We start from the raw sequence: 26233 nt of genomic DNA, 5'->3' as shown, positions 1-26233 counted from the left end.
CCTTGCTGACCACCGCACGCATCGGTGCCGCCGTCACGGACGCGGGAGACGTGACGTCGGACGCCTACGCGTGGGGGTACGCGATCCGGCGGGAGTGGCCGGACGGCACTCACGACCTGTTCGGGTTTACGCCCGACGCCGACACCGCGCAGCGCCAGCTCGACCGCGACGGAGGCTACTGGCGTAGCGGTCCGGTACGGCCGACGGCCGTGTACCTCGTGGCCGCCAACGCCGCAGACGTCAACCAGCACCCGGTGGACGGCTGCCGGACGACGTCGTGCCCGAACTCACCGAACCAGGGGGAGTGGCGGTGAAGTCGACGCATGTGCAGGTGGGCCTCGCTCGGCGGACGGTGACTCCGTTCGGGCTGTCGGTGTTCGGGGCGGCGGCGTCAGCGCCGATGGTGGTGCTGGCCGGTGGCATCGTGGCGATCTACGCGACCACGGAGGTCGTCGCGCTGCCGCTGACGTTCCTGCTGGTCGCGGGGGTGGTGGCGCTGTTGGCGACCGGGTACGCGACGATGGCACGTCAGGTCGGGCATCCGGCGGCCTACTACGGCATCCTGGCAAGAGGCCTGGGTCGTGGGTGGGGCGTCGCCGCCGGCCTGGTCGCCCTGGTGGCCTACAACGCCATTCAGACCAGCCTGTACGGGCTGTTCGGGGCGACGATCGCCGCGCATCTCGGCGGCGCCTGGTGGGTGTGGGCGGGAATCGCCCTAGCGGTGGTCGGGGTGCTGGGCGTACGGGCGATCCTGCTGTCCACCCGGGTCCTGGTCGCCGTGCTGGCGGTGTCCCTGCTGATCGTGACCGCGTTCGTGCTAGCCGGTGTCGCACAGCCGGCCGACGGTGGGCTGTCCTGGGAGGGCTTCAACGCCTCGGGGTTGGCGGTCAGCGGCATCGGCGGCGCGGTCGCCTTCTGCGTGGCCGCGTTCATGGGCGTCGACGGTGTGGGGTCGTTCGTCGAGGAGGCCATCGACCGCAGGTCGGTCAGCCGCGCCACCGTCGGCGGCGTACTGGTGCTCGGCGGGGTGTATGCGGTCGCCGCGTGGGCGATGGGAGTGGCGGTCGGCCCGCGGTCCGTCGCCGAGGTGGCCGCTGATCCGGCGGCAGGACTGCCGTTCTCGGTCCTGGACCGTCTCGGCGGTGGGTGGAGTTTCCTCGGTCAGCTGATGCTGATCGGCGCCGCCATCACCTGCATGCTCGCGTTTCACGCCGTAATTGCGCGGTATGTGTTCGCGATGGCCCGCGAAGGCGTCCTGCCCGCCGGCCTCGCCCGGGCCAGCGGCGGCACTCGCGTCAGCGCACCGCGCGGCGGGTCGCTGACGCAGACCGGTATCGCCACCGTGGTGGTGGGCGCGTTCGCGCTCAGCGGCACTGACCCCGTCACGGTGATGTTCACCTGGGCGTCGACGTTGGGTGCCATGGGGCTGCTGTGCCTGCTGCTGGCCGCCTCGGTGGCCGCGTTGCGGGCACCGGCCAGCGTGCGCGGGCAGCGGCCCGGGATGTGGGAGTGGCGGCTCGCGCCCATGCTGGGTGTGCTCGGTGGGGTGGTGGTGCTGGCCCTGATGGTCGGCAACGTCGGCTCGCTGCTCGGTGCCGCGCCCGGGTCGTTGTATCCGTTCCTGCTGCCCGCGATCCTCGCCGCCACCGCTGTCATCGGTGGGATCTGGGCGGCGAGTCTGCGGCAGTCGCGACCCGAGGTCTACGCCGGCATCGGCCGTGGCACCCCGAAAACCCACGCCGTGCCCGATGCCATGAGCATCTCGATCTGAGGGGGAAGCGATGACCAGAACGTACGCTGCCATGCCCTCACATGGTGGGCACTATGGCGTCGATCCCCTGGACCCCACCTGGCGGCCGGCTCACCCGCCGGCGGTGCCGCCCGCCGGCCAGCAGGGGCCTGTGGCTCACGTCCCGCCGCCGGGATACGGGGCCGCCCGGGTTCCTGCCGAGCACCAGCGGCCCCCGGCCGCCGCCGTTCCCCCGCCCCCGCCCCAGCCCCAGCCCCCGAGTCCGCCCCTGTCCCCAGACGGGCCGAGGCACTTCGATGACGAGCCGTCGGCTGGGGCCCGCCGCCAGGCTGATCTGCGGATGCAGATCGCGTACCGGTGCAAGCGGGCCAACGCCAGCCACATGATCGCGGCTGACCAGGCGTTCGGCCGGCGCGACGCGGTCAGCCCACACGCCGTAATGCTGTTCTTCACCTGCGACGCCTTGGCCGAGCCACATGGCTACAAGCTGTACACCGCCACCCGAACCTGGCCGCAGTCACCGGACTCCGACAACCTACCCAGCCTGCTGGGCGACCTGAGGGAGGTGGCAGCGGACAACATCGCCACCCTCGGGCGTGCCTGGAGTCCTCTCGGGCCGCAAGGCTCCATGGTCAACGGCGGGGACATGACCCTGCCCGCAGGCGCCACGTACGTCGGCGTGGGCGTCAGCACCCTCGACTCGGACCGGGGACGCTGGTACCAGGTCGCCGCAACGCTACGCGACGCGGCCGCCGCCGGCCGCTACATGTCGGCCTTCAACCTCAAGGGCCAGTGCTACGCGGCGATGGTCGACGGCACCGCCATGCACATCGACCGCGATCCCGAGGCCCGCATCGGCGACAACGGGATCCGCTGCAACAAGACCCTCGACCCCGATCGAATCACCTACCACAATCCCTACTCCAACCTCCCAGAGCAGGGTGACGACGAGACCCGCTTGATGTGGCGGCAGCTCATCGCGCTGAACAACATCCTCGCCACGCACCTGCTCGCCAGGCGGCCGGCGTGACCCACACTCCGGCCCTCAGCCTCACCGCTGCCGCGGACCTCAACCACTCGCCGCTCGACATCACCGCCGTCCTCGACCACCTGGTATGCGAGGCCGACGCCGCCACAGCGACAAGCATCGGCTTCCCCGGGGCCGTGGACCTCGACCAGACCGAGATCATGGCCCGCCTCGGTGGCCGGCTGTGGAACAACATCGGCGACCCGGGGGACCCGGGCGGCGTTGCTCACACGCGCGCGCTGGAGCGGGCCGTCATCGCCTGGGTCGCCGACATCCTGGCCATGCCAACCGACGACCGGTGGGGCTACGTAACCACAGGCGGCACCGAAGGCAACCTGTCCGCCCTGCACGCCGCCCACCGCCGCTATCCCACCGCGCGGATCTACTACTCCACCGCCGCGCACTACTCGATCCCCAAATCGGTGGAGATACTCGGGGCGCGCGGCGTGGTCATCAGCGCCCGCCCGGACGGTGAGATGGACTACGCGCATCTGGCCGCGCAGGTCCGCAAGCGTCGGCGGTGGCCCGCCATTGTGGTGGCCACCGCCGGCACCACCCTCACCGAGGCAGTGGACGACAGCACCCGCATCCGTGCCGTCCTCGACGAGTACGGCGTTGCCGGGCACCTACACATCGACGCGGCCCTGTCCGGTATCCCCCTCGCCCTCGACGGCCAGCTGCGCTTCGATGATGCCGCCAGCATCGCGATCAGCGGCCACAAGTTCCTCGGCACGCCGACCCCGTGCGGGGTCGTGCTCATCCGCGACAGTGCGCGCCGCCACGGCAGCCACGTCGCCTACACCGACACCGTCGACACCACGATCACCGGTTCCCGGTGCGGCCTGGCCGCCGCGCTGCTGTGGCACGCCATCGCCACCCACGGCCGCGAGGGACACCGGTGGCGTGCCAGCGAAGCACGCACCCTCGCTGCCTACGCCGTCTACCAGCTCACCGCCGCCGGTTGGCCCGCCTGGCGGCATCCCCACGCGTTCACCGTTGTCCTTCCCACCCCACCAGAGCCGGTACGAAAGAAGTGGCTGCTGGCCACCGACGGCGACACCAGCCACATCATCTGCATGCCTGGCATCACTCGCGGCCAGATCGACGCGTTCGTCGCCGACGTGGCCGCCGCCGCACCGCCGAGGTGGATCCCGCAGCCCCGGCTCTCACCCGAAACAGACGTCAGTACCGCTGGGCACTGACCGTTCTTCTTCCGGCACCGTCTACCGCTTCACGAAGGCGATCACCATGACTACCCGGCTACGTCTTCTACCCGGAGTACCTGTGGTACGGCACCAACACCAGCGCCGGCCTGCTGCCCGCATTCTCCTCGCACGCTCTGGCCCTCAGCCGCCGCTGGTAGACCACACCGTCATCGAGCGGGCCCGAACCACGTTCACAGTCCACCGGGGCGGCGATGACGGCTTATGCCACGGCTGCGAAGACCTCGGGCAGTTCGCCTTGACGCCCTGCCCAAAGGCGCGAGACGCCCTCGACATCCTCACTCACCAGCTGCCAGCCCAGTACGGAGAGCCCCGAAGCAGCAGACCGCTGTAGCCAAACGGCATCCCAGCCGATAACCCGGCTAACACCCATCCTCTGCTGCACGAGCCCTCACTAGCAGGCATGACTGCCGCTTTCGTTCGACAGGAGATGCTCCATGACCAACCCCGCCACCGCCCCGCCCGGCACCGCCGCTCAGCCTGAACGAGCCCGAGCTGAGCAGCCGTGGCTGATGCGGCTACGCGCATCGTTCGACCCGATCATTCGCCGGGAGTTGGCCGCCGTCGGAGTCCAGCCGGGCCAGCGGGTGTTAGATGTAGGCGCTGGCGACGGCACAATCACGGCCCACCTAGCCGAGTTGGTCGGCCCCGGCGGTTCGGTCGCCGCAGTGGACACGGATACACGGCTACTCAACCCCACCCACATCATTGACGTATATCAACGTAACCTGGCAGGGGAGAGACTGCCGGGTGACCCTGGCAGCTTCGACGTCATCAACGCTCGATGCCTACAGCAGCTGCCCCGTCCGGCGGACGTCCTGAAGCAGTTGATCAGCCTGCTGCGGCCCGGCGGGTGGTTGGTCCTCGGCGAGCTCACCTATGCGCCGCCGATGGTCTACCGGGCCAACGACGAAGCTGACGCCGCCTTGGTCAACAACGTCATGCACGACATGATCGCCACCATCATCGGCTTCGACGGGCACCTGAACTGGGTCAACGACGCCCCTCCCTGGTTGCTCGATGGCGGCATGGACCACGTCTGCACGGTCCAGCGCACCGAGACGTGGACCGGCGGCGGACCGGGGTGTGCGCTTCTGGCCGGCGCCGCCCGGGACCTCCGCGACGCCCTGTTGCAGGAAGGGTTCACCGACGCGCAGCTGGACCAGTTCGCCGACCTCATGACCAGCCCCAACCTGCTTCTGCGCTCCCTCCAATTTGGGGCGGTCCATGCCCGGAGAGCAGATACCTGACCCATCAGTGGGTGCGGACGCTTCCGCCCACTGGTGAATGCCCCAGACCCGGCAGTGGTTCGCACCCAGGTGCCGAGGTTCGGAACGGCGGCAGTCAACCCGAATGACTGCCTGGCCTGCCCTGTCAGCGGTCCCACGCGCGCAGGGATACCACCGGCCAGCGGCCGGCGGCGGGCACTTCCTCCACTCCCCGACGCCGGCCGCGCCAGCCGCCTAACTGCCAGCACTCGTGCCCGAACCGGGAACGCATGACCCCCCGTCCACCATCCCGCTCGCAGCCGCTCGTCTGTCAACAATCGTCGATCTACTTCGGGAGCGTCGAATGGCAAAGGCCCGTCTGGTTCCTCGCGGAGGGCCGAAGCTGCGGATATCGTCGTCCTTTCTTGTTCGGCGTTCGTCGTGGCCGTGTCGGCGCGGCCGGTGAGCATTTCTCCTCAGCCTGTGCCTGACAACCGACGTCGCGTCTACAAGGCGTTGCTGGGGGACCCGGCGCAGGCTTGGACGGTGCGGGAGCTGTACGACACCGTGGCGACGGTCCCGGAGGGTTCCGTCCGGGACACCGTCAACCTGCTCCTGGCCGCGGGGCTTCTGCGTCAGGTGCCACATCGGCGTGTTCTTACGACTGCATTGACCGACCACGGCCGACGAGCGTTGGACCTAATGCTCCGCTGCGACGACGCGCGTGCCCTGCGCGATCGTAGATAACTCCGCCCACCTCACCGTGCCATCCCCGGAAGATGATGCCGGCGGCATCACGCTGTTATCGGGATGCGATGTCGCCGGCACCGTTCCACGAGCGGGTGATCAGGGCCCGCCGGGGATCGCGCGTGGGCGACGGGTGTCGGCGTACGGGCAACGTGCACAGGGAGGTACAGCTGAACGTGCACAGCCTCGCGCAGATGGCGGAGCCACGTCCGAGCCTTCAACCGTCAGCGAGCCGGCCACCGGATTCAGCGAGACCCACAGGAACGGACGGGCGGCCATCGTGACGTCCCGTTACGTGCGAGCCGGCATCGACCGTATGGCGTATCTGGCTTCTTGCCGATGAGCGCGCACCCGGCAGGGGCAGCGGCACCGCCCCGCCAGGCTCATCACGAGCCGATGGGGCCCGGTAGGGTCCCGGGAGGCTCGTCCGCGCGGCGGCAGTGTGTTACGCCTGTGGCTGGATGAAGAGTGGTCGGCAGAACGACGCCTCTTCGGGATCGGCGTGAAGGTGCCGACGCCAACCGAGAGATGACCAGAAGCCGTCGGCGCCCTCGGAGAAGGCCACGAGCCGACGGTCTGGGTAGCGGTTGTGGAGGAGGTCGATGACAGCGTGGCCGATGCCGCGGCCGCGGTGATCGTCGTGCACCTCAATGAACTGGATCTCAAGTGCGGTGGCTCCAAGTGGCGGAGCGTCGGCGTAGTGATCGATTTCGACCTCGTTGTCCAGATGAACCCGCGCGACCTCGTTGTTGTTCTCTAGGACTCGCAGAAAGACGCTTTTGGAATGGGGATCGACGGGGTCTCCGTACCACCATTGGTTGTTGAATCCGAGGCCTGCTTCCTCGTACGTGAACGGGAACCAAAACCGCTCGCCCACTGGACGATCGAGTTCAACCAGAGTGAGGCTCATACCGTGATTCTGCCTCAGGAAGAGCTGCCGATGCTCAGGCAGGGAGCCGTCTCGTAGCTGAGGCGCTTCGGTACCGCCTGTACCGCTCGTCGGGCAGATGCCCGCGCATGAGCCCCTGCTCAACGAGCGCTACTGACGGATCAGTTCGCGGCTACTCGGGTACGACCCCAGCCACCGCAGTAAGGAGAACCTCGCCCTCCAACAGGTCGTCGAGCGCTTCGTGGACGACGTCGACCCGTTCGGCCGCGTCGGCTGGGCCGCTCAGCGCAAACAAGTCATGCGGGTTGAGTTGGTCGGGACCAGCAACTAGCAGCACGCGCTGCCGGTGGCGGGCGAGTTCGAGCCATCGCGCCGACGGCTCGACGGGTCCAAGCCACAGGTGGTCACGCGGGCCGTTGGCGTCGACGGGTTGGCGTACCGCGAGCCATGGCCGCTCGTCGGCTGTAGCGATCCGGATAGCCCATCCGTCCGCGCCGCTGATGCTGTCGACGGGGGAAAACCCGAGGCTGCGCAGATATTCGGTCAGGGCATCCTGCCAGGCGCGTACTGGCTCCCCGTGGGTCTCCATGACTTGTCCGATCAGGACGAAGGCGGCCCACGCGGAGACCTCCTCGTCGTCCTGGTCGTCGCCCACGGGGGCGCCGTCTTCCCACAGCACCACCGGTCGCACGCTCCATCGGTACTCGCCGGGCTTTTCCTCGTACCCAGGCACCGCGAGGTAGAACGCGTCGGTCGATTCAAGGAGCACGGGGCGGGCCCAAATCACCTCGGACGGGTGGCAGCCGGGGTGGTGCAGCTTGCTGGACAGCATCTTTGTCATCGGGTTCATGTCCGGGTCGTACGCGGCCAGGATGAGTTGGATGTTGGTGTCCTCGCGGCGCGCGTCGATCGGTTCATCGCATGAGTCGCAGTACCCGGTGGGTGTGCGTTCTTGGTAGAGCCAGGTCCACAGGTCCGGGTCAAACACCACACCGCGGAGGTCGTGTCCGTCGAGCACAGCCTCGATCTCAGGAGTCAGCAGATAGCGGCGGCCGGTGGGGTCTGGTCGGGGCGATGACGCCGCCGTCAGAGCGTCTGGATGGGGGCCGGTCAGCGTTTCGGCCGGGGGCGGGCCAGCGCTGAGGTCAATGACCGGCAAATCGGCCAGGAGCGCGATTCGACGCGCGATAGTGCTCCAGTCAGCCGCGGACGCCCGAATGGCCCGGTCAACCGGGCCAGGCAGGGGATCCTCGAACAGTGCCGAAGGGTCAGGCCCGAACAGCGAGGGCGGTTTCGGGAGCCGGTCGAGCACCGTGCGGAGCCGGCCGGCCGCAATGCCGGGGTCCTCGCCGGGCCCGGTGGCCGGGGTCAGGATCACCTCGCCGTCGAGCTGAGGGTGTCGGATAACCAGGCGACGGCCGGTGGGGTCGAGCCGGGCCCGTAGCCCGAGCCGCCCGTACAGGTCGCCGTCGCCTTCGTCCCATCGCAGCAGCGCCGTGACCACCCGGTCGAGGGAGGCCGGTGCCGGGCGAAGGGTCAGGCGCGTGGGTTCTGGGGTGACGGAGGCGAGCCCGAGGGGGCCGCCGGCATCGGCGGGGGAGTGGGAGCCGAACTCTGCGGCCAGGGTGTGGACCACGCGGGCGTCGAGGAGCATCTGCTCGGGGTCGATCGCTGCGGGTACGGCACCATACCGGCGGCCGTGCTCGCGGATCCCGGCTAGGGCCTCGCTGTGAAGTTCGCCTGTGTATCGGGCCCGGGACCGGGCAAGGCGGGTCTCTCGATGCTGGGCCATCACTGAGCCTTTCCGCAGTGCGCGCGGACCCGGCGCTGGCGCACCACGACAGGTCAGGGGGTGATCGAGATTAGGCCGTGACGGGTTGCGTGGTCGAGCGGTCAGGGCGAGCTGTGCTCCTTCGCCGGGTCGACGCGGGCTGCCGGGTAGCAAGTGGGCGTCGCGGCTGGGCCGCCAGCCGGCCCGTATGGAGAGCCTACGACGTGGCACGGACATCTCTCTAGAGCGGGTACACACCTGGGCGGGATCGACGTGCCGGTGAGAATGATGCCGCCGGCATCGGCGACGGTGGGGCACCAAGAGCGAAGACGCAGGCCGCTCCGAGCTCTGGCAACGGCTTCGCGAGCTGCCACCTCAACTGGCGCTTGGTCAATTGCTCGCAGTGCAACATGCCGTTGCTGGCGATCCCGCAGCGAGGTCATGAGACTGACGCCCGTGCCGCGAGCGTCGAAGGCGCGAGCGAGTCGCTACCGATTGCGCGTTACCCGCCGTCTTGGGTTCTGCCGTCATCGTCGCATCAAGGCCGTACGAGCACGAGCGCCCGTGCGGTGCCCAGAAATATGAGGCAAGGGATGCTCCTCCGTTCCACCTCCTGCCGACTGTCCCCAGAGAGATGGGTGTGTATATGTACACGACGATGATGGGTGTGGCTACGGGGGCTGCACTCATCCTGGTAGTGCTGCTCGGAAGGGAACTACACCGCGGCAAGGTCGCCAACCTTGACGGGTGGGCGCTCACGTTGGGCAGCACCGGCGTCCTGCTGGCTGTCAGCGGCCTACACATGGTCCTCACCCAGCCCATCCAGCTTGAGGGCGAGAAGTTTAAAAACGAGTTCTTCGGCGGGTTGGTGGGGCCGTTCGGTGTCCTCCTGATCGCCGCAGCGATCTACCTGTGGCGGCGCGGCGGGGGGCTGCTGGCCGGACCCGATCCGGTCGGCCGTTTGTACGCCGTAGCCGGCCCGCCGGCCGTCCTGGTCTTCGGTTTGGGACTGAGCCTGATCGCGGTCACGGTCGCCGCCTTCCGGTACGAGATCTTCGCCAGTGCGCCGGTCCAGGAGCCGATCTTCGGTACCGCCCCCAAGTGGCTGGTCAATGCTGGCCTCAGCAGCCTGTTCGGCCTGCCCGCCCTCGGGGCGACCCTAGCGCCGATCGGGGTATGGCTGCGCAACCGCTCGTTGATGGCCGCCTCCGGGGTGGCGCTCGCCGCCGCCGGGGCCGGCTGGATGCTCACCGGCGCGACGGTCTTCTATACCCACATCGGAATGGCCTTCAACTTCATGGGAGGCTAATCGGTGGTGTGATGCCGGCGGCAACATCGCGGCGGGACCGGAATCCGACGCTACTGCGGGAGCGGAGCGGTGGGGGACCCGGTTGACTCTGGGCCGTCAGCCGGTGAGCGCGCAGGGCGGTCCGTGGCGGCAGCAGGTGACAGTGCACGCCATGATCCCCGAACACACCGACGATCAGTAGGCGCACACGTCGCGGCGTCGACCATCCGCACAGATGTCATGCTCGCTGGGTCCTATCGGGCCGTGGCCTGACGTTGCTGAGAAATTCACCGATCGAGTCGTGACGGCGGCGGTGCGGTCGTAGTTCGGCGGCGAGTTCGCTGAAGCGCTTGTCGAGGCGGCGGGACGTGATTCCGGTGCGGTCTTGTTGGGCCTGTAAAGCAACCCTGCCGGCTTCGGCGGGTTCGGCGGCATGAAGCAGGGCCTGGGCGAGGCTGATCTGGTCGAGCACGCGGTTGCGGGCTGCCGACTCGCGGCGCAGCTCGATCGCGCGGGTAAGCCGGTCGATGGCGGCTTTCGCGTGCTGGGGTTCGCGCCGGGCGAGGTCGACGAAGGCAGCACCGGTGAGGCTGTAGAGCTCGGCCTCGGTAGCGTGCTGTGCGGCCCACGTCGCCGATGGCTTGCTCGGCGTGGAGGCGAAGGCGTTTTCCGCGGCTTCGACTGAGCGTTTGACCTGCTCGATGGTGCCGAGCTGTGCGTGCGCCCAGGCACGAATACAGGCTTGGTTTGCCCAGTCTCCTGGGGTGAGGAGATGGTGGGCGCGCTGGTGAGCGGCGTCGAGGAGGCTCAAGGTCTGATGGGGTTGGCGCAGCTCTAAGCTGTGCCCGGCCATGCGAACGATGGTGTGCGCGCCGATGTCCGTGCTGCCGGCTGCTGCGGCGGCGGACAGAGCTAGGTGGGCGTGTTCGGTGGCACTGGAATGTGCGCCGAGGTCTCTGGCGATGTACGCGCCGAGGCCCGCGAGGTCCGCAATGGCGATGAGCAGGTCGTGCCGGATCTTCGAGTCAGTGGCGGCGGTGTGCAGGCCGGCCGCGCGTTCGAGGAGCTGGGCGGCCGGCTGGCGAACGGCTGCGCCGCCGTGGCGGGTGACCCAGGCCCGGTAGATAGCTGTGGTTTCTACCACGTCGGCAACGTGCTCGGGGCCAACCCGGCGGGGTAGGTCAGTGTGGCTGGCTGTACCCCAGCCCGTCACGACCAATCCGGCGGCGCCCAGGGCTCGCAGCACGGCTCGTCGCTGCATGTCGGCTCCTTCTTCCTGGTCGTTGACGAGTGCGAGCAGCGCGCCGTTGGCGTGCAGGGCGGTGTCGAGTTGCGCCGCCATGGTTGGGGTCGGCTGTCCGACGCCGTTTTCCATCTTGCTCAGCCATCCCACCGAGCAGGGAACCTTGCCGGCAAGGGTTCGCAGGCTGAGCTTCGCGGCCGTCCTGCGGTGTCGCAGTTCCTCGCCGAAGCTCCTCGCGATGTTCACCGCATCCTCCGAGTGTTGCCTTGTCCTAGCGACAGGAAACGCATAGACCGGCTTCGTCCCGCCTCCGACGCTGATCCTACGGCCGGTGACCGACTCGCCGACCTTTAGACGCCCACAGATGGAGGGGTGCACCCAGGATGTCGGATCAGAGCGTTATGGCGAGGATGGACACCGCGACCCCGTATGACCGGCTCGCCGAGGCCGTCGAGCGCTGCACAGCCGAACCCGCGCCAGCGTTCTTGGGGCTGGTGCCGTTGGAGCAGCCGGAGCGGGTGCGCCAGGTGCTCACCGACCTGGTGCCGGGCCGGGTCGTGGTGACGGGAACGGTCGAGCGGCGCCTTGTGTTCATCGAACATGGCGCGCAGTGGATGATCGCGGACCTGTCCGGGCAGCCGCACGCCAGCCGCCGGTGGCCGGCCTGGGCGGCGCGGCAACTAACGCTGGAAACGCCGGAAGCTTGGCTGTCCGTGGCGACGATCGACGAGGAGGGCGTCCACCGCCTGTGCCGGCCCCGCGTGCTGCTGACCGCCTTGTACCGGCCCGAGATCTTCCCACTGCCCCGGTTCCCCCTCGCGATCTCGGATCTGGCGCGGGCGGCACGCTCGGCGTTAAGTGGTCAGGTTCGGCTGCTGGACATGCAGCTCGGTGTCAGCCTCGATAACGTCCTCGCCGAAATCACGCAGAACCAGCCAGACATTCTCGGCGTGTCGGCGACGTTCGGGCAACACGACCTGATGACCCGCCTGCTGGACGAGGTGTTCGGTCTCGACACGCCTCCACTGGTCCTGGCCGGTGGAAGCCTCACCGCCCGCAACGAGCGCCTGCTGCTAGACCGTTATCCGCAGCTTCTCGTCGCACGTGGCGCCGGCGAGCCGACCATGCAGGACGCGATCAGCTACTGGCACGGCGACCTCACGCTGCCCGACATCCGCGGCATCGGCTACGCGGGAGGGACCGAAACGAAGGGAACCGCCCTGTTGCAGGTAAGCCGCCATCGGCGAACCGCGACGATCGCCAATCGCGTGCAGACGGACACACTTCCGGAGCTGGATCTGCTCGATGCCACGTTCTCGCACCAAGGCGTCGCGCAGCTGGAAACCTCGCGAGGCTGCACCAACTTCTGCTCGTTCTGCCCGCGCGGGCACAAGGGCACCTGGTCCGGTGCGACGCCGCCGGGGCTGACGCAGATCCTGGCCGCCATGTCCGAGGTCTACGACCGGCACCCTCAGACCTCCCGAACGCTGTATCTGGTGGATGAAGAGTTCATCGGCGGCGACGCCGACGCGGTGACCCGGGCGCTCGCCGTAGCGGGCACCGTGCACGAGGCGGGGTTCCGGTGGGAGTCGTCGTGCCGGGTCGACCAGGTGGTCAACCCACGCCAGGACCGGGAGTGGCACATCGAACGGGCCCGCATGTGGCGGGGGCTGCTCGATCGGGGACTCCGCCGCATGCTGTTCGGCGTAGAGTCCGGGGTGACCTCGGTCCTGGAGCGGTTCAACAAGGAGACCACCGCCGAGCAGAATGCGCTGGCCATCCGGACACTGACCGCGCTCGGCGTGCCGACCCGGTTCACGTACATCACCTTCGACCCGCTGATGACCCGTGACGAGTTGGCCGCGAGCTACGCCTTCCAGTCCCGCACCGATCTCTTGCTGCGGCCCATGCCGCACTTGCCCGTCGAGGCAATCGTGGACGGGGTCCGTGACGAGACGTTCGTCGCCGCGCACACCACGGGCCGGGCCCTGCACTCCGGCATTTCATACATGCTCGTGTCCATGGAGTGCCTGATCGGCGCCGCCTACACCCGCCGCGCCGAACAGGCAGGCCTGACCCGCACAGTGCGCCCGTCGATGGGCCGCGTCGACGCTGAGTACGCCGACTGGCGCATCGGCCGTGCCTCCCACCACGCGCAGCTCTGGATCGACCGGAACTTCGCCTTCGACTACACCCTCAAGAGCCTGGAAAAGATCCTCGACGGCCGGCCGCGCAGGCAAGTCCGCGCCGCGCGGGTGGTCCTCAAGGATGCCGCTGCGGCCCTGCTCGGCCGTATGCTCGACGTCATCGATGAACAGACCCTGGGCACCCCCGCCACGGCCGGCCTCGACGCGGCCCTGATCGGCCTGCTGAACCGGGGGCTCGACGAACTGCGGGAAGCCATGGAGCCGACTGTCATCGCCGTCGTCGCTGCCCTTCCCCCCGACCACGGCGCCATTCTTTACACCGCTCACTCCCGCTGGGTCGACCAGACGGGCTGGGAACTGATCAATGCGGCGGACCCGTGCGGAACATGAGCGCCGCCGAGTTACCGGCGCGCACGCTGACCCGGCTCGGCCGCACCGTGCCGGCCCTGGCCGCCGGCTGCTGGCCCCTGGCCGGGCCCTGCGTCAACGGCGGGGCGGACGTCGGATGGGCACCCATCAACGACGCCACCGCCCTGCACGCGCTGCGCGCGGCCTGGGCGACCGGCCTGCGGCTGTTCGACACCGCCGACATCTACGGCCACGGCCTCGGCGAGCAACGCGTGGGCCAACTGCTGGCGGAAGTCCCCCGCGAGCAGATGCTGGTCATCACCAAGACCGGCTACGACCGACAGGGCGGACACCCCTACCAGGCGCTTCAGATGACCCGCCGCCTAGGTCGATCCCTGGCCAGGCTCGGCACCGACTACCTGGACATTTACGCCTTCCACAGCGGCGACTTCGGCACCGACGACCAACACCTCGCCGAGGCCGTCGCCCAAATACGCGAGTTCAAGCGCGAAGGCATGATCCGGGCCATTGCCATGCGCGCCCCCCACGAGTTCGCTGCCGAGTGGGCGACCGAAGACACCCCACGTGGCCAGCGCGCGAAGCGGTTCCTCCACTTGTTCGACCAGATCCAGCCGGACATCGTGAGCGTGCGCCACAACCTCCTGAGCCCAGCCTACGGGCCAAACGAGACCACCGTGCTCGACCTGGCCCGTCGACGCGGAGTTGACGTTCTCCTCAAGCAGGTCCTCGGACAGGGCCTACTCGTCCACCACGATCCGCCACCAGTGTTCGCCGTCGGCGATCATCGTCGCCGCCACGCCTGGTTCAGCCCGCTCGGTCGGCGCCTGATCTGGGACGGCCTACACCCGGTCCGCGACCGCTACGGTCAGACACCGGCCGACCTCGTCCGCGTAGCTATCCAGTACGCGCTGGCCACCGCCCCGGCCTCCGTCGCGCTCGTCGGCTTCCGCACCGCCGCGCAGATCACCGCCACCGCACACATCTCCTCGCCGTTGACCCCCGAGGAGGTCGCCGATCTGGCCGCCATCGGTGCCCGGATCCGTGCCACCCTCGATGAGGTATTCCGCGTCCCGCAACCGGCGCTCAACTCGATTGGAAGGCTCACGTGACCGAACCCGCACCCCACCGCTTCCCGGTCGACGTCCTCGTCCTCCTACAACGCCCAGACGGGCAGATCCTGCTGACCGAACGAGCCGGCGGGATCTACCTAGCCGGCATGTGGGCCGTCCCTGGAGGCAAGGTCGACGCTGGCGAAGACGTCGTGAAGGCCGCCGCCCGGGAGGTCTACGAGGAGACCGGCATCATTCTCACCCGCAGCGAACTCGCTTTCATCGGAGTGACCCACCACTGCCCGCCGCACCGCGACTCCCGGATCGGTTTCGGCTTTCTCGCCACCGGCTGGACCGGCGAGCCCCGCAACGTCGAACCCGACAAATGCTCCCAGCTCGGCTGGTTCCTTCCGGATGAGCTACCGCAGCCGACGATGCCGTACACCGCTGAGATCGTCCGTCTTCATCGAGAGAAAGAGGCCTTCTCCGTGCACGGCTGGACGAGCTAGTACACCACCGGCGTCGGGAGGTGGAGCATCCGCGGTGGACGCATCCCGTTACGTCCCTATATCTGTGGTGATGCCTGCGGCATCACCACAGAGGGGGTAGCGGCCGAGTGAGTGCCGGACCGGCGGCGGGGTGATGCCGGCGGCATCGTCGCCGGCTGGGGTGCCGGACTGCGGCGGCAGCCGGCCACGGATACGCGGGGCGGCCATGGCAACTGGGCCGCCCCGTTGCTCAGTCGGTTACCGGCGGTCGCCCTGGCGGAGAAGTGTTGGGGTCATCGCAGCGACCGCTGCAAGCGGTTGCGGCCGGGACATCCTCGGCAGTGCTGTGCGCCTAGGGTCTGTGTCGAAGTCGGTCATAGCCATTCGTTGATGGCGGCGAGGTGGATTGTGGCCTCGTAGCGGACGGCCAACGGTTCGCGATGAACTCCTTGCACAGCTCGCACCCTCGGCGGCGGCAGAGGAATCGGCAGGTTGCCGACGTCGTGCATGTGCTGAAGCCCCCGGCTACCAGAGTGATCCGGTAGCCGGGGGCTTCAGCCGTTGCTACTTCTGGTCCGGGTCCCGGTCTCGCCGCACGAGCTGGTTCAGCACCGTGAGAACGCCCACCGCGACGAGGGCTGGGGGCCCGGCCTGCGGGTACTCCAAGGCGACGTAGCCGGCGAAACCGGCCGCGACCAGCAGCGCGAGCCCTCTGGGCGACACATCACGGTTTCCAGGGCCGTTCTTACCCTGGCTCTGGTTCCGTCGTACAGTGCTCACAGACGAGCCTCCTGGTTTCTTCTTGGCGGAAGTGCTGGTGATCTCGTTACGGTTTGCACTCGTTGGCGCGAGTGCGACTTTCGACGGCACCCGTTTGGCGCGGGTGCCGTCGTCGTTTACCGGTAGGTCCGGCCGCCCTCGGCGTCGGTCGACCACGGCACGTCGTCCGGGGCCTCGAAGTGGGTCCACGCGATGAGCCTTACCTGGGGCTGCACCATGTCCGGCATGCCTCGGACTGTAGTGGCCCGGCGGTCGCGGGGGAAAGTTGGGCTCACGGGCCGAACGGGTCGTTGAGCTGCGGACAGTCGCCACTGTCCCTACTCGACTTATTCCCAGGCGGCCATAATCTCTACAGATCCACCCTCGTCAACGTCTACCTACATGGACGCCCCCGCCCGGACCGCTCCGGGTGGGGGCTTTCTGCGTTTACACGCCTACGGCCGTCGGGCCCGCCGCAGCCCGTGGGCGAAACGGCCCGGCGGGGTTCCGTGCGCGACCAGCTCCCAGCCGCAGACCCGCCTATGCGTTACGGCGCGTCACTAGGACGCCTCCTCGGCCTTCCGCTGACCATCTCCGGCACGCCTCGCTTCAATAGAGCCAGCACCACCAGAACCTCGTTCGAGCAGGAGCGGCTTAGCAGTATGACTAAACAGGCCCAGAGCTGCATCGCAGATGAGGCGAACCACGAGGGTTGGGAGGATTAGTCGTTGATGCCCGCCGATGATCAGCCCGGGGCGTCGCACCAGGATCGGGGCGGGCTTGCGTGGGCAACCACGATGCTGGCTCGCGAAGCGTGTCGCCGAGTTGGCCTTTCCGCCGATGGCCTCCGGCCGGTGCGGCTGCATAGCAATGGAGTGTTTCGGCTCCCGCGACAGAGAGTGGTGGTGCGGGTCGGTTCTGGGGCGGATGCGGGAGCTCGCGCGGGTAGGGCAGTCGCGGTCGCCCGCTGGTTGGGCGAGCTTGAGTATCCGACAGTGTTGCCGACGGCCATCCTGGCGCAACCGGTGCTCCTCGACGACCCCGCCGGAGGGCAGGTCGCGGTCACCTTCTGGCGTGAGGTCGAAATCGACGCCACTCCCGTTAGCCCTGCGGAGCTGGGACGACTGCTGCGGCACCTTCATGGTCTTCCGAGGCCAACGTGGAACCTGCCGCTGTTCCGACCTCTCGACCGGTTGGTCGAGCAGACGCGAGTGAGCTCCTGGCTGGACGAAGGAGATCGGCGGTGGCTGGCCGACCGCGCAGCCGAGCTGCAACGAGCCTTGGCCTCGTCAACGTTCATGCTTGGTCCGGCGGCAATGGCGCACGGCGACGCCCAACTTGCCAACGCTCTGCGGGTGACAGGTGTCGGGCCGGTGCTGGCTGACTGGGATGGCGTCGCTCGGGCTCCCCGCGAGTGGGATCTGGTGCCGACCGCGGTGGAGAAGCGGTTCGGTGGGTCACCGTCCCTGCTCACGGAGCTGCTGGACGCCTACGACGTTGACCCGACCGGTACGGACGGCTGGCACGTGCTGCGAGACATCTATGAGTTGCGGTCGGTGGCGGCGCATATCCGACGGGCGCCAGTGTCGCCGCCCCATGCGGGGGAGGCGGCGCGGCGGATCGCGTCGCTGCGCCGTGGTGACCGAGATGCCCGCTGGTATGCGGTGGGTTGAGGGGGGATCAGGTGGTCAGCACGGCCACTGTCTGGTTGAGCCGATCACGGAAGTCACGCACGTCCGGGCTGCCCGCGTACGGAGCGGAGTGTTTGAGGAGCGTTCGGAGCCGTTCGAGGACCCGGACGGACGTGGTTACCTCTTCCGCTAGGTTAAGAGCGCTGTGTCCGTCGGCGGCAGCCTGGTCTGCTTCGGCGAGGGTGAAGCGGGCGGCGGTGAGGCTGATCTGGTCGAAGACGGTGGATCGGCTGTAGCCTCCGGGTCGGTATGCCAGGGCGTGTAGGGCCTGTTCCTCGGCATGGCGCGCCAAGGCCGGGGTGTGGGCGGCGGCGTCCTGCCAGGCGAGCGCGGCGTTGCCGGCCAGCTCCGCAGGATCGATGAAGGCGAGGGCCGCCGCGTCATCATCGGCCTGCGCGAGGAGATCGACGGCGAGAGCAGTAGCGTGCCGGATCTCCGGTACGGCGGTGGCTCCGAGCGGAGCGAGCATTCGGGCCTTGAGGTTCCACAACATTGCGGCCGCAGCCGGGTGACGGCCCCGGGAAAGCAGGGCGAGCGCGGCGTCGACCAAGCGTAGCCCGGTGTCGGGCTGGTGCAGAGCGCGCATCTGTCGGGCCATGTCGGCAAGAAGGTTGACCTGAAGTAGCAGGGCACGAGGATCAGTCGATTCACGAGCGGCGTGTAGGCCGAGGGTGAAGTAGCGCTGGGCGGGGCCGTCCATGCCGACGTCGTGGCTCATCCAGCCAACCATGCCGGCGAGTTCGGCGACGGCGGCGAGCATGCGGTTGCCGACCGCGTCGGTGTAGGAGGCGTCGCGCAGCAGGTCGACGGCGTGCTTGAGCTGGCCGACGGCGGCCTCGCGGCTGAGGCCACCTCCGATTTGCGCGTCTTGAGCGCCGAAGTGGGCGGTGGCGGCTTCGATGCCGGCGACGGTGGCCATGGTGAGGCTGCTTGTGGTGGGCTCGGCGCGTGCGGGCAGGCCGATGGTCGGGGCGTCGAGCCAGCGCAGCAATGGCCCGGTCAGTGCCACGCCGACAGCCACGCCGGTGGCGTCGTTGAGGAGTGCGCGCCTGGTCAGCATGTCGCTCCCGATGTATGCGGCTAGCTCATCCAGCGTACGAGCTGCCACGCAGGGGGTGGCGTGGGGCGGCGGGGGTGGACTGCCCTTGCGGAGCTGCGGCCAGATCACCCCCACGGGGATGGGCACGTTCCAGGCGTAGCTGAGGGCCTGGGCGACGACGTGTGGCTGTTGACAGGTACCGCCGGTGAGCCACCGTTTGACGGCGACGTGGTCGTAGTTGAGCCGAAGCCCGTGGGTGCGATGGCCAAGGGTGTTAACGGCTGCGGCGAACTCGTCGAGGGAGTTGTAGCCGCTGTGCTGGATCAGTACGGCCAGGACCGGGTTGGCGATCCGCGCTGGCAGTCTCATCGATACCCCTAGTGCGCCTGCCGCAGCGTGACGAGTCCGAAGGGGCAGCGTACATGCGTGAGGCTCGATGGGCGAGCGGACGCACCTTTCGCGCACCTCAGTGCGCTCCACTGACGGTCTGCCGTCGATTCCGAGGTTCATGCCAGGCTCGATGGGCGTCGCGTTGCGGGGCCGCTGACCCGAACGGCGAGCCCTGGCAAGGCGTTCCGGCCGGGTGCATGGCCACCGGGCCAGCTTTCCCGGCGCCACCCACCATCCGAAGGAGTGGATGCATGCTCACCTCACCCCAGCCGCTCGACGTCAGTGAGGGCTCCGGGACCGGGTCCGGCAGTGGCCCGGCCACGGCCTTCGCCCTGGACGTCACGGTGATCGAGCAGGGCGACCTCGGCGGGCTCGTCCAGCTGACCGACGACGGGTGCGGCAGCACCTGCACGGCCTGCACCACGGGCTGACCTGTCGTTGGTTCTCCGGGTGCCGGCCGGCGATCACGTCCCCCGTGGTCGCTCTGGCCGGCACCCGGTCGGTCTCTGGAGGTGTACGTGCAGTCTTCAGTCTCGCCCGTGTCCTACAAGGTTGCGGGTCCTGCACTGGTGAGGGCCTGCGCCCATCCGCAGGTCCCGCTGCCGGCCTGGCCGATGGGTGGTGACGCCTCCGACCAGGACACGGCGGCGGCTCGGCAGGGGTGGCTGCGGCGGGTCTGGGCACTGCCGGCTGTCGCCGAGGCCATCGGCCACGCTAGTCCTGGCTTGGCTGCGGCGGTTCGCGCATGCTGCGACGCCGATCCGGACGGATTGGACCCGCGGAAGGTCCAACGCAGCATGCTGGCGGTGCTGCGGTACGTGCTGCGCATGACCGGCCGCCCGACCCCATTCGGGCTCCTCGCCGGCGTGGCTCCCGCGACCTTCGGGGATTGGCCTGGCGCGACGTGGGCGTCGATGCACCGGGCCGTGGCAGCACCGGCAGCCGGATGGCTCGCTGCCGTGATCACGGACCTTGAGCGCGACCCCGCAGTGTTCCGCCGCCTCCGGATCGTGGTCAACTCTGCGCTGACGGTACGCGGGAATCACCTTGTCGTTCCGCACCAGCCGATGGCCGACCAGCGGGGCGTCGTGCCCACCGAGATCGCGATCCGGATGACACCTGCGCTGCGGCTGGTCCTCGACGCCGCGCAGACGCCCGTGCACGTCGCTGACCTGGTGGCGAAGCTGCACGCCGAATTTCCGAGCGAGCCGGTCGCACCGATCGTGGCGATGCTGTCGACCCTGGTCATACGGCGGGCGCTGATCACCGACCTGCACGCGCCCTCCACCGACCTGGACGCCCTCGGCCACCTCATCCGGGCCCTGGCCGATGCCGCCAGCATCACCCCCGGCTGCCTATCGGAGTCCTCGGTTGCAGGCGAAGGCCGGACAGGCGATGCCGCCGGCATCAGCCCGACCGACGGCACCGAGGAGGAGGCTCCGCTCGTCGGTCTGATTGGGCAGCTCCGCGAGATCGCCGCACTGCTGAGCGAGCACAACGACAGCACGCCGAACTACCAGGTCGCGGTCCGCGACCGTCTCACGGCGGCGATGCGGCGGGTGCACGCGTCGGTGTGCCATCCCCTCGCGCTCGACCTCCACTTGGACGTCGAGGTGGTGCTGCCAAAGTCCGTGGCTGTTGATGTGCAGCGCGCGGCCCTCGCGTTCGCGCGGCTGAGCGAGTATCCCTACGGCACTCCGGCCTGGCGTGACTATCACCGAGCGTTCTACGAGCGCTATGGGGTCGGATCCTTGGTTCCGCTGCTGGACGTCATCGACCCGGACAGCGGCATCGGTTTCCCCGCCGGCTATCCGGGGACCCTCGTTGACCCGCCGCCGGCAAAGCTGAAGCCTCGCGACGAGCTGCTGCTGGCGCTGGTCCAGGACGCGGTGCTCGACGGCCGTGAGGAGATCGTGCTTGATGAGGCGCTGATCGATCAGCTCGACGCCGGTCCGAGTCCGGCGCGGCTGCCGTCACACCTAGAGGTGGCGGTGCGGGTCAACGCCGGCAGTCCGCAGGAACTTCGCCAGGGCCGCTACACCCTGGAGGCGGTGCAGATCTCGCGGAACGTGGGCGGGTTGACCGGCCGGTTCCTGCCAGTGCTGGAACCAGACGATGCGGCGGCGCACCTGGCGGCGCTGGCGGATCTGCCCGCCTCGGACGCGGACACCGCACTGGTTCAGGTGTCGTTCCCGCCGCTGGATCCGGCGACGGCGCATGTGACTCGGGCACCACAGGCCCTTCCGATGGTGCTCAGCCTCGCCGAGCACCGGCCGGTGGGGGACCAAACGCTGACGGTGCGGGACATCGCGGTCGGTTGTGACGGGCGGCGGCTGTTCCTGGCCGTGCCCCGGCTGGGACGCCGTATCGAGGTGAGCGCGTTGCACGCGCTGAACCTGCGGACCCACACGCCGGGGCTGGCCCGGTTCCTGATCGAGCTGACGCGGTCGCAGTGCGCTCAGGTCACCGGGGTCCGCTGGGGGGCGGCGGCGAAGCTGCCGTACCGGCCTCGGCTGCGCTACGGGCGCGTCGTGCTGGCGCCGGCGGCCTGGCGGGTAACCGCGGGCGAGCTACCCGACCCGCACTGCGCGGGCGCGGTGTGGGACGCCGGGCTGGCGTCGTGGCGGCAGCGACGGCGGATGCCGGAACAGGTCCGGCTCGTCGTGGACGACAAGCGGTTGCTGCTGAACCTCACTGAGCCTGGCCATCGGTCGCTGCTGCGCCGGCACCTGGAGGTAGCGGGCCACGCCGTGCTCACCGAGGTGGTGGACCCGGCAGGAACAGGTTGGTGCGGCGGCCGGCCGCACGAGGTCATCGTCCCGCTGCGGGCCAGCGCACCGCCACCGTGGCCACGGCTTCCCGCTCCCACGGCTGCGCGGCTCATCGGCCGCGACCACGGCGACGTTCCGGGCCTCTCCACGACCGTGTACGCGCAACTGTTCGGTGAGCTCCGCCGCCAGGACGTGATCCTCGCCGAACACCTACCGCGACTGCTGGCCGACTTCGACACGGAGCCGGACTGGTGGTTCATCCGATACCGCGACGCGGACCGCTTCGACCCGCATCTGCGCCTGCGGATCCTCCTGCCCCACCCCGATGCCTTCGGGAATGTCGTGGCCAGGATCAGCGGGTGGGCGGCCGAACTGCACCACGATGGGCTGCTGCGCGAGATCCGCTATCCGACGTCGTACCCGGAACCCGGCCGGTGGGGCTCCGGAGCCGTTTTCCGCGCGGCCGAGCAGGTGTTCACCGCCGACTCCCGAGCCGTGGTCGCCCAGCTCCAACAGCCCGACCGGCCACACCGCCAGGCGCTGATCGCCGCACACACCGTCGCCATCGCGATCGCCTACCTCGGCGGTACCGCAGCCGGCATGCGGTGGTTAATCGAACACCTTCCCGCCACCGCGCCGCGCGAGCCGACGCCCCGGCCGATCTACCGCGAGGCCGTACGCCTCGGCAACCCGGACGACGACTGGGCGGCGCTGCGCGCCACACCCGCCGGCCAGGCGATCCTCGGCACGTGGCTGGCCCGAGATGCCGCCCTCACGAGCTGGCGGCGGCTGCTCAGCGTAGCCGGCCCGAACACCGACGGCGTCAACCCCGACGATGCGCTACGGCATGTCCTGCACGGCCACTACATCCGCGCACACGGCGTCGACTTCGACGACGAACCGGTCTGCCTGCACCTGGCCCGCGCCGCCGCCCTCGCCTGGTCGGCCCGACACCAGGGGGAGCGCCCATGACCGGCGAGCACCCGATCCTGCACGTCGTCGACGCGGTCGCACGACAGCTGGCCGACCCCGCCATCGCGCCGACGTTGGCGCGCGGGCGCGCCTGGTGGCCGCACCACCTCGCCCACGGCGCTCCCGGAATCGTGCTGCTGCACGCCGAACTCGCCACCCTCGGCACCGCGCCGTGGAGCCGGGTACAGGACTGGCTCAGCTACGCCGCCGGCACCACCGTCACGTCCGGGGCCGATAGCCACCTCAACTACGGGGCACCAGCCGTCGCGGTGGCACTGGCCACGGTCGCCGAGCAAATCCCTGGCGCCTACCAACCGGCCCTGAAGGCCCTAGACGCCACGATCGCCGACGACACCGCACGCCGCGTCGCCGTCATCACCGGCCGGCTGGAGCCCGGCCAGCGACCGCTGCTGGCCGACTTCGACGTGGTACGCGGGGTCACCGGCGTCGGCGCGTACCTGCTGCGTCGCAGGCCGGAGCACCCCGCCGTGACGGCGGTCCTGTCCTACCTGGTCCGGCTGACCAGCCCCGTCAGGTATCGCGGGGTGGTAGTGCCGGGCTGGTGGACGCTCGTCGGCCCGCACGGTGACCTCGATAACCGGTACCCCGGCGGGCACGCCAACGTCGGCGTCGCCCACGGCATCGCAGGCCCGCTCACTCTGCTCGCGTTGGCCGCCCGCGCCGGGGTCACCGTGCCCGGCCACACCGAGGCCATCGCCACCATCTGCGACTGGCTGGACCAGTGGCGCACTGACACCGACGCCGGCCCGGTCTGGCCCTACTGGATTACCTGGGACGAACACCGCGATGGCCACCCGATCCCGCCGCCACATCCTCGCCGCCCGTCGTGGTGCTACGGCACGGCAGGTCTGGCCCGCGCACAGCAACTCGCCGCCTTCGCCCTCGGCGACCCAACCCGGCAGGACAGCGCCGAGCAGGCCCTCCTACACGCGCTTACCGACCCTGGCCACCGCGCCGCCGTGACGGACCGGTCCCTGTGCCACGGCTGGGCCGGCATGGCCCACATCGCGGCACGGGCGGCTGCCGACGCCGCCCCCCACACCGCTCCCGCGCTACGGGCGACGGCAGTACAGCTCCTCGACGCCATCCACGACCCCGCCACCGACCCGCAGGACACCGCCACCACGCTTCTCGGACCGGCTGGCGGCGGCCCCGGCCTGCTTGACGGCGCCGCCGGCAGCGCCCTGGCCAGCCTCACCGCCGCCGGCGTCCCCACACACACCCGCTGGGATTCCACTCTGCTCATCACCTGACCCTGCCCGTCCGCACTCGGGGAGACCTTCGTCATGACCGCGCCAACCTGGCACCAAGCAACCATCCGCATCGACACCGACCGGCGGGCTGTCGCGGTGCACGTCGCGCCCGAGCTGGACCGCCTCGTGCGGCTCGGCGCCCTAACCGGCTGGTGGTACATCCGCAAGCAACAGTGGCGGCTGCGCTTGCATACCGACGACGCCGGCTACACACAGGTCACCGACCTGCTCGACAAGCTGACCGCCGACGAGCGCATCACCGGCTGGCATGGCGGCATTTACGAACCGGAAACCCTCGCGTTCGGCGGCCCGGACGGCATGGCGACCGCTCACCGACTCTTCCACGGCGACAGCAGCAACCTGCTCGCGTGGGAACGGGCCGCCGCGCAAGCCCCGCCGGCCCTCGGCCAGCGAGAGATGACTGCTCTGCTGTGCGGGGTCCTGCTGCGCAGCGCGGGCCTCGACCGCTACGAGCAGGCCGACGCCTGGGCCAAGGTCGCCGAAGAACGACCGCTCAGCTACGCCGACCCGGCACTGCACGACGACCAGCACCGCGAACCGCTGGTGCAGGCCATGACGAAGCTGCTCACCGTCAACCCGACCAGCCTCTGCGCGCCGCCGGACGGCCCGCTCGCCGCCTGGGCGCCCTGGATCGGCGCGTTCGAGAAGGCCGGCCAGGAACTCTTGGCGCTCACGCAGGAGGGCCGACTGCACCGCGGCCTGCGCGCAGTGCTCGCCCACCACATCATCTTCCACGCCAATCGGGCCGGAATCACCGTGCCCGACTTGTCCGCCATGGCGGCGTTGGCGATGACCGGCACCCTCGGTTTCAACGCCGTGGTGTCGTTCGCCGCCGACCCGTCACCGACCACTAGGGTTGCCCAAGTGACTACTGTCAGCGATCACGACTCCGCCACGCCCGACGCCTTGCGCGCCATCATGACCCAGCGGCTGGTTGACGAAAAGATCATCCGCACCTCCGCCGTCCGCGACGCGTTCGCCACCGTCCCCCGGCACCTGTTCGTACCAGGCGTCACCCCGAAGGCCGCCTATATCGACGACGCGGTCTACACCAAGTTCGCCGCTGACGGCACCAAGATCAGCGCGGCGAGTCAGCCGCGCATCGTCGCCATGATGCTCGAACAACTCGACCTGCTACCCGGCCACAAGGTTCTGGAGGCCGGCGCTGGCACCGGCTACAACGCCGCACTCATGGGCCAACTCGTCGGGCCCGCCGGGCGCGTCTACACCATCGACGTCGACGCGGACCTTGTCGAGGGCGCCACCGCCCACCTCGCCGCCGCCGGCGCCGACAACGTGACCGCGATCCTCGGCGACGGCGCCCTCGGGCACGTCACCCGCGCCCCCTACGACCGGATCATCGCCACCGTCGGCGTCTGGGACATCCCCGCTCCCTGGCTCGGACAGCTCGCCCCCAACGGCCGGATCGTGGTGCCGCTGCGTTTGCGCGGCGCCACGTCCCGCTCGATCGCCTTCACCCGCAGCCCCGACGGCCTCGTCAGCGTCGACAGCCAGCTCGCCGTGTTCATGCCCCTGCGGGGGAGCTTGGACGACGCCCGCCGCATCGTCGCGATCAACGAGCAGCAGGACGTCACCCTGGCCGTCAACAAGGACCAGATCGTCGACGGCAACCAGCTCGCCGGAGTGCTCGACACACCCGCGCACACCCAGTGGACCGGCGTGATCTTCCCGCCGATGGTGCCCTACGAGTGGATCGAGCTGTGGCTGGCCCTGCGCCTGCCGAACTCGATCATGCGGATGAACACCGACCGCGCCGCGATCGATCGGGGCCAGGTCACCCCGATGCACCCGCAGTGGGGAGCCATGGCCACTGTCGAAGGCCCCAGCCTGGCCTACCTCACCCTCCGACCCGCCGAACCCGTCGACGGGCAGAAGCGCTACGAGATCGGCGTCATCGGCCACGGCCCCGACGGCATCGCCCTGGCCGACATCGTCGCTGAGGAAGCGGCGCGGTGGGACCGCGAGTACCGCTCCCGCAGCGTGCGCTTTGAGATCCCCACGGCGCGTACCGGCGAGCACGCCCCCGACAAAGGCCGGTTCGTCATCGACCGCCCGCACCACCCGGTCACCGTCATCTGGGAGTAGATGATGTCCGC

General features: G+C 69.4%; 19 protein-coding genes and 1 pseudogene. 14 read left to right on the top strand and 6 right to left on the bottom strand.

Features of this window, described 5'->3' with window-relative positions; all coding sequences use genetic code 11:
* The first annotated feature begins 2 nt into the window (after nucleotides 1-2).
* The 5 genes from ACGFZ2_RS31080 (at nucleotide 3) to ACGFZ2_RS31060 (ending at nucleotide 5250) form a co-directional block, all read left to right on the top strand.
* The gene (locus ACGFZ2_RS31080) at nucleotides 3-314 is read left to right on the top strand and encodes a hypothetical protein (RefSeq protein WP_393459825.1); all 312 of its coding nucleotides are present in this window, start codon (nucleotides 3-5) and stop codon (nucleotides 312-314) included.
* A gap of 11 nt (nucleotides 315-325) precedes the next feature.
* Nucleotides 326-1771 (top strand): APC family permease, encoded by a 1446-nt coding sequence (locus ACGFZ2_RS31075; RefSeq protein WP_393459888.1) that lies wholly within the window; start codon nucleotides 326-328, stop codon nucleotides 1769-1771.
* Nucleotides 1772-2090: 319 nt separating this feature from the next.
* Nucleotides 2091-2780 (top strand): hypothetical protein, encoded by a 690-nt coding sequence (locus ACGFZ2_RS31070; protein WP_393459822.1) that lies wholly within the window; start codon nucleotides 2091-2093, stop codon nucleotides 2778-2780.
* Nucleotides 2777-3979: a histidine decarboxylase gene (locus tag ACGFZ2_RS31065; protein ID WP_393459819.1), complete on the top strand. Its 1203-nt coding sequence runs from the start codon at nucleotides 2777-2779 to the stop codon at nucleotides 3977-3979. The genes ACGFZ2_RS31070 and ACGFZ2_RS31065 overlap by 4 nt, the downstream gene beginning before the upstream one ends.
* A gap of 458 nt (nucleotides 3980-4437) precedes the next feature.
* Nucleotides 4438-5250 carry a class I SAM-dependent methyltransferase gene (locus ACGFZ2_RS31060; RefSeq protein ID WP_393459817.1) on the top strand — a complete coding sequence of 271 codons (813 nt, stop codon included), beginning with the start codon at nucleotides 4438-4440 and terminating at the stop codon, nucleotides 5248-5250.
* A gap of 1150 nt (nucleotides 5251-6400) precedes the next feature.
* On the opposite strand, the gene ACGFZ2_RS31055 is transcribed toward ACGFZ2_RS31060, so the two are convergent.
* Both ACGFZ2_RS31055 and ACGFZ2_RS31050 read right to left on the bottom strand, forming a co-directional pair.
* The gene (locus tag ACGFZ2_RS31055) at nucleotides 6401-6865 is read right to left on the bottom strand and encodes a GNAT family N-acetyltransferase (protein ID WP_393459814.1); all 465 of its coding nucleotides are present in this window, start codon (nucleotides 6863-6865) and stop codon (nucleotides 6401-6403) included.
* A 151-nt stretch (nucleotides 6866-7016) separates the two neighbouring features.
* Nucleotides 7017-8498 carry a hypothetical protein gene (locus ACGFZ2_RS31050; RefSeq protein WP_393459811.1) on the bottom strand — a complete coding sequence of 494 codons (1482 nt, stop codon included), beginning with the start codon at nucleotides 8496-8498 and terminating at the stop codon, nucleotides 7017-7019.
* Between the two features lie 763 nt (nucleotides 8499-9261).
* Here ACGFZ2_RS31050 and ACGFZ2_RS31045 point away from each other — a divergent pair.
* On the top strand, nucleotides 9262-9924 hold the full coding sequence (locus ACGFZ2_RS31045; protein ID WP_393459808.1) for a DUF981 family protein: 663 nt from the start codon (nucleotides 9262-9264) through the stop codon (nucleotides 9922-9924).
* A 217-nt stretch (nucleotides 9925-10141) separates the two neighbouring features.
* Here the strand turns inward: ACGFZ2_RS31045 and ACGFZ2_RS31040 are convergent, their stop codons facing one another.
* On the bottom strand, nucleotides 10142-11392 hold the full coding sequence (locus ACGFZ2_RS31040) for a multiprotein-bridging factor 1 family protein (RefSeq protein WP_393459805.1): 1251 nt from the start codon (nucleotides 11390-11392) through the stop codon (nucleotides 10142-10144).
* 635 nt (nucleotides 11393-12027) lie between these two features.
* Between ACGFZ2_RS31040 and ACGFZ2_RS31035 the strand changes: the two genes are divergently transcribed.
* From ACGFZ2_RS31035 to ACGFZ2_RS31025, 3 genes are read left to right on the top strand one after another with little or no spacing between them, the layout of a single operon-like run.
* Complete coding sequence (locus ACGFZ2_RS31035) at nucleotides 12028-13683, top strand: radical SAM protein (RefSeq protein ID WP_393459885.1); 1656 nt, start codon at nucleotides 12028-12030, stop codon at nucleotides 13681-13683.
* A complete protein-coding gene (locus ACGFZ2_RS31030; RefSeq protein ID WP_393459802.1) occupies nucleotides 13680-14771 on the top strand; it encodes an aldo/keto reductase in 1092 nt (363 codons plus the stop codon). The genes ACGFZ2_RS31035 and ACGFZ2_RS31030 overlap by 4 nt, the downstream gene beginning before the upstream one ends.
* Complete coding sequence (locus ACGFZ2_RS31025; protein ID WP_393459799.1) at nucleotides 14768-15220, top strand: NUDIX domain-containing protein; 453 nt, start codon at nucleotides 14768-14770, stop codon at nucleotides 15218-15220. The genes ACGFZ2_RS31030 and ACGFZ2_RS31025 overlap by 4 nt, the downstream gene beginning before the upstream one ends.
* Nucleotides 15221-15763: 543 nt before the next feature.
* On the opposite strand, the gene ACGFZ2_RS31020 is transcribed toward ACGFZ2_RS31025, so the two are convergent.
* Both ACGFZ2_RS31020 and thyX read right to left on the bottom strand, forming a co-directional pair.
* Nucleotides 15764-15979 (bottom strand): hypothetical protein, encoded by a 216-nt coding sequence (locus ACGFZ2_RS31020; protein ID WP_393459796.1) that lies wholly within the window; start codon nucleotides 15977-15979, stop codon nucleotides 15764-15766.
* A gap of 128 nt (nucleotides 15980-16107) precedes the next feature.
* Nucleotides 16108-16197 (bottom strand): annotated as a pseudogene (gene thyX / locus ACGFZ2_RS31015) (FAD-dependent thymidylate synthase); the annotation flags it as partial.
* Between the two features lie 492 nt (nucleotides 16198-16689).
* Here thyX and ACGFZ2_RS31010 point away from each other — a divergent pair.
* Nucleotides 16690-17631 (top strand): phosphotransferase family protein, encoded by a 942-nt coding sequence (locus ACGFZ2_RS31010; protein WP_393459793.1) that lies wholly within the window; start codon nucleotides 16690-16692, stop codon nucleotides 17629-17631.
* A 7-nt stretch (nucleotides 17632-17638) separates the two neighbouring features.
* Here the strand turns inward: ACGFZ2_RS31010 and ACGFZ2_RS31005 are convergent, their stop codons facing one another.
* Nucleotides 17639-19057: a hypothetical protein gene (locus tag ACGFZ2_RS31005; protein ID WP_393459790.1), complete on the bottom strand. Its 1419-nt coding sequence runs from the start codon at nucleotides 19055-19057 to the stop codon at nucleotides 17639-17641.
* 272 nt (nucleotides 19058-19329) lie between these two features.
* Here ACGFZ2_RS31005 and fxlA point away from each other — a divergent pair, with 272 nt between their 5' ends.
* The 4 genes from fxlA to fxlM all read left to right on the top strand — a co-directional run bounded on the left by fxlA (nucleotide 19330) and on the right by fxlM (nucleotide 26222).
* Complete coding sequence (fxlA, locus tag ACGFZ2_RS31000) at nucleotides 19330-19509, top strand: FxLD family lanthipeptide (protein WP_393459787.1); 180 nt, start codon at nucleotides 19330-19332, stop codon at nucleotides 19507-19509.
* Between the two features lie 183 nt (nucleotides 19510-19692).
* Nucleotides 19693-22821 (top strand): lantibiotic dehydratase, encoded by a 3129-nt coding sequence (locus ACGFZ2_RS30995; RefSeq protein WP_393459882.1) that lies wholly within the window; start codon nucleotides 19693-19695, stop codon nucleotides 22819-22821.
* The gene (locus tag ACGFZ2_RS30990; RefSeq protein ID WP_393459780.1) at nucleotides 22818-24095 is read left to right on the top strand and encodes a lanthionine synthetase C family protein; all 1278 of its coding nucleotides are present in this window, start codon (nucleotides 22818-22820) and stop codon (nucleotides 24093-24095) included. The genes ACGFZ2_RS30995 and ACGFZ2_RS30990 overlap by 4 nt, the downstream gene beginning before the upstream one ends.
* Before the next feature lie 33 nt (nucleotides 24096-24128).
* A complete protein-coding gene (gene fxlM, locus ACGFZ2_RS30985; RefSeq protein ID WP_393459777.1) occupies nucleotides 24129-26222 on the top strand; it encodes a methyltransferase, FxLD system in 2094 nt (697 codons plus the stop codon).
* Nucleotides 26223-26233: the final 11 nt, after the last annotated feature.

It is taken from the genome of Micromonospora sp. NPDC048063, assembly GCF_043202855.1.
In the GTDB taxonomy this organism is placed as follows: Bacteria; Actinomycetota; Actinomycetes; order Mycobacteriales; family Micromonosporaceae; genus Micromonospora.
This window is presented reverse-complemented; position numbering and strand designations above follow the sequence as displayed.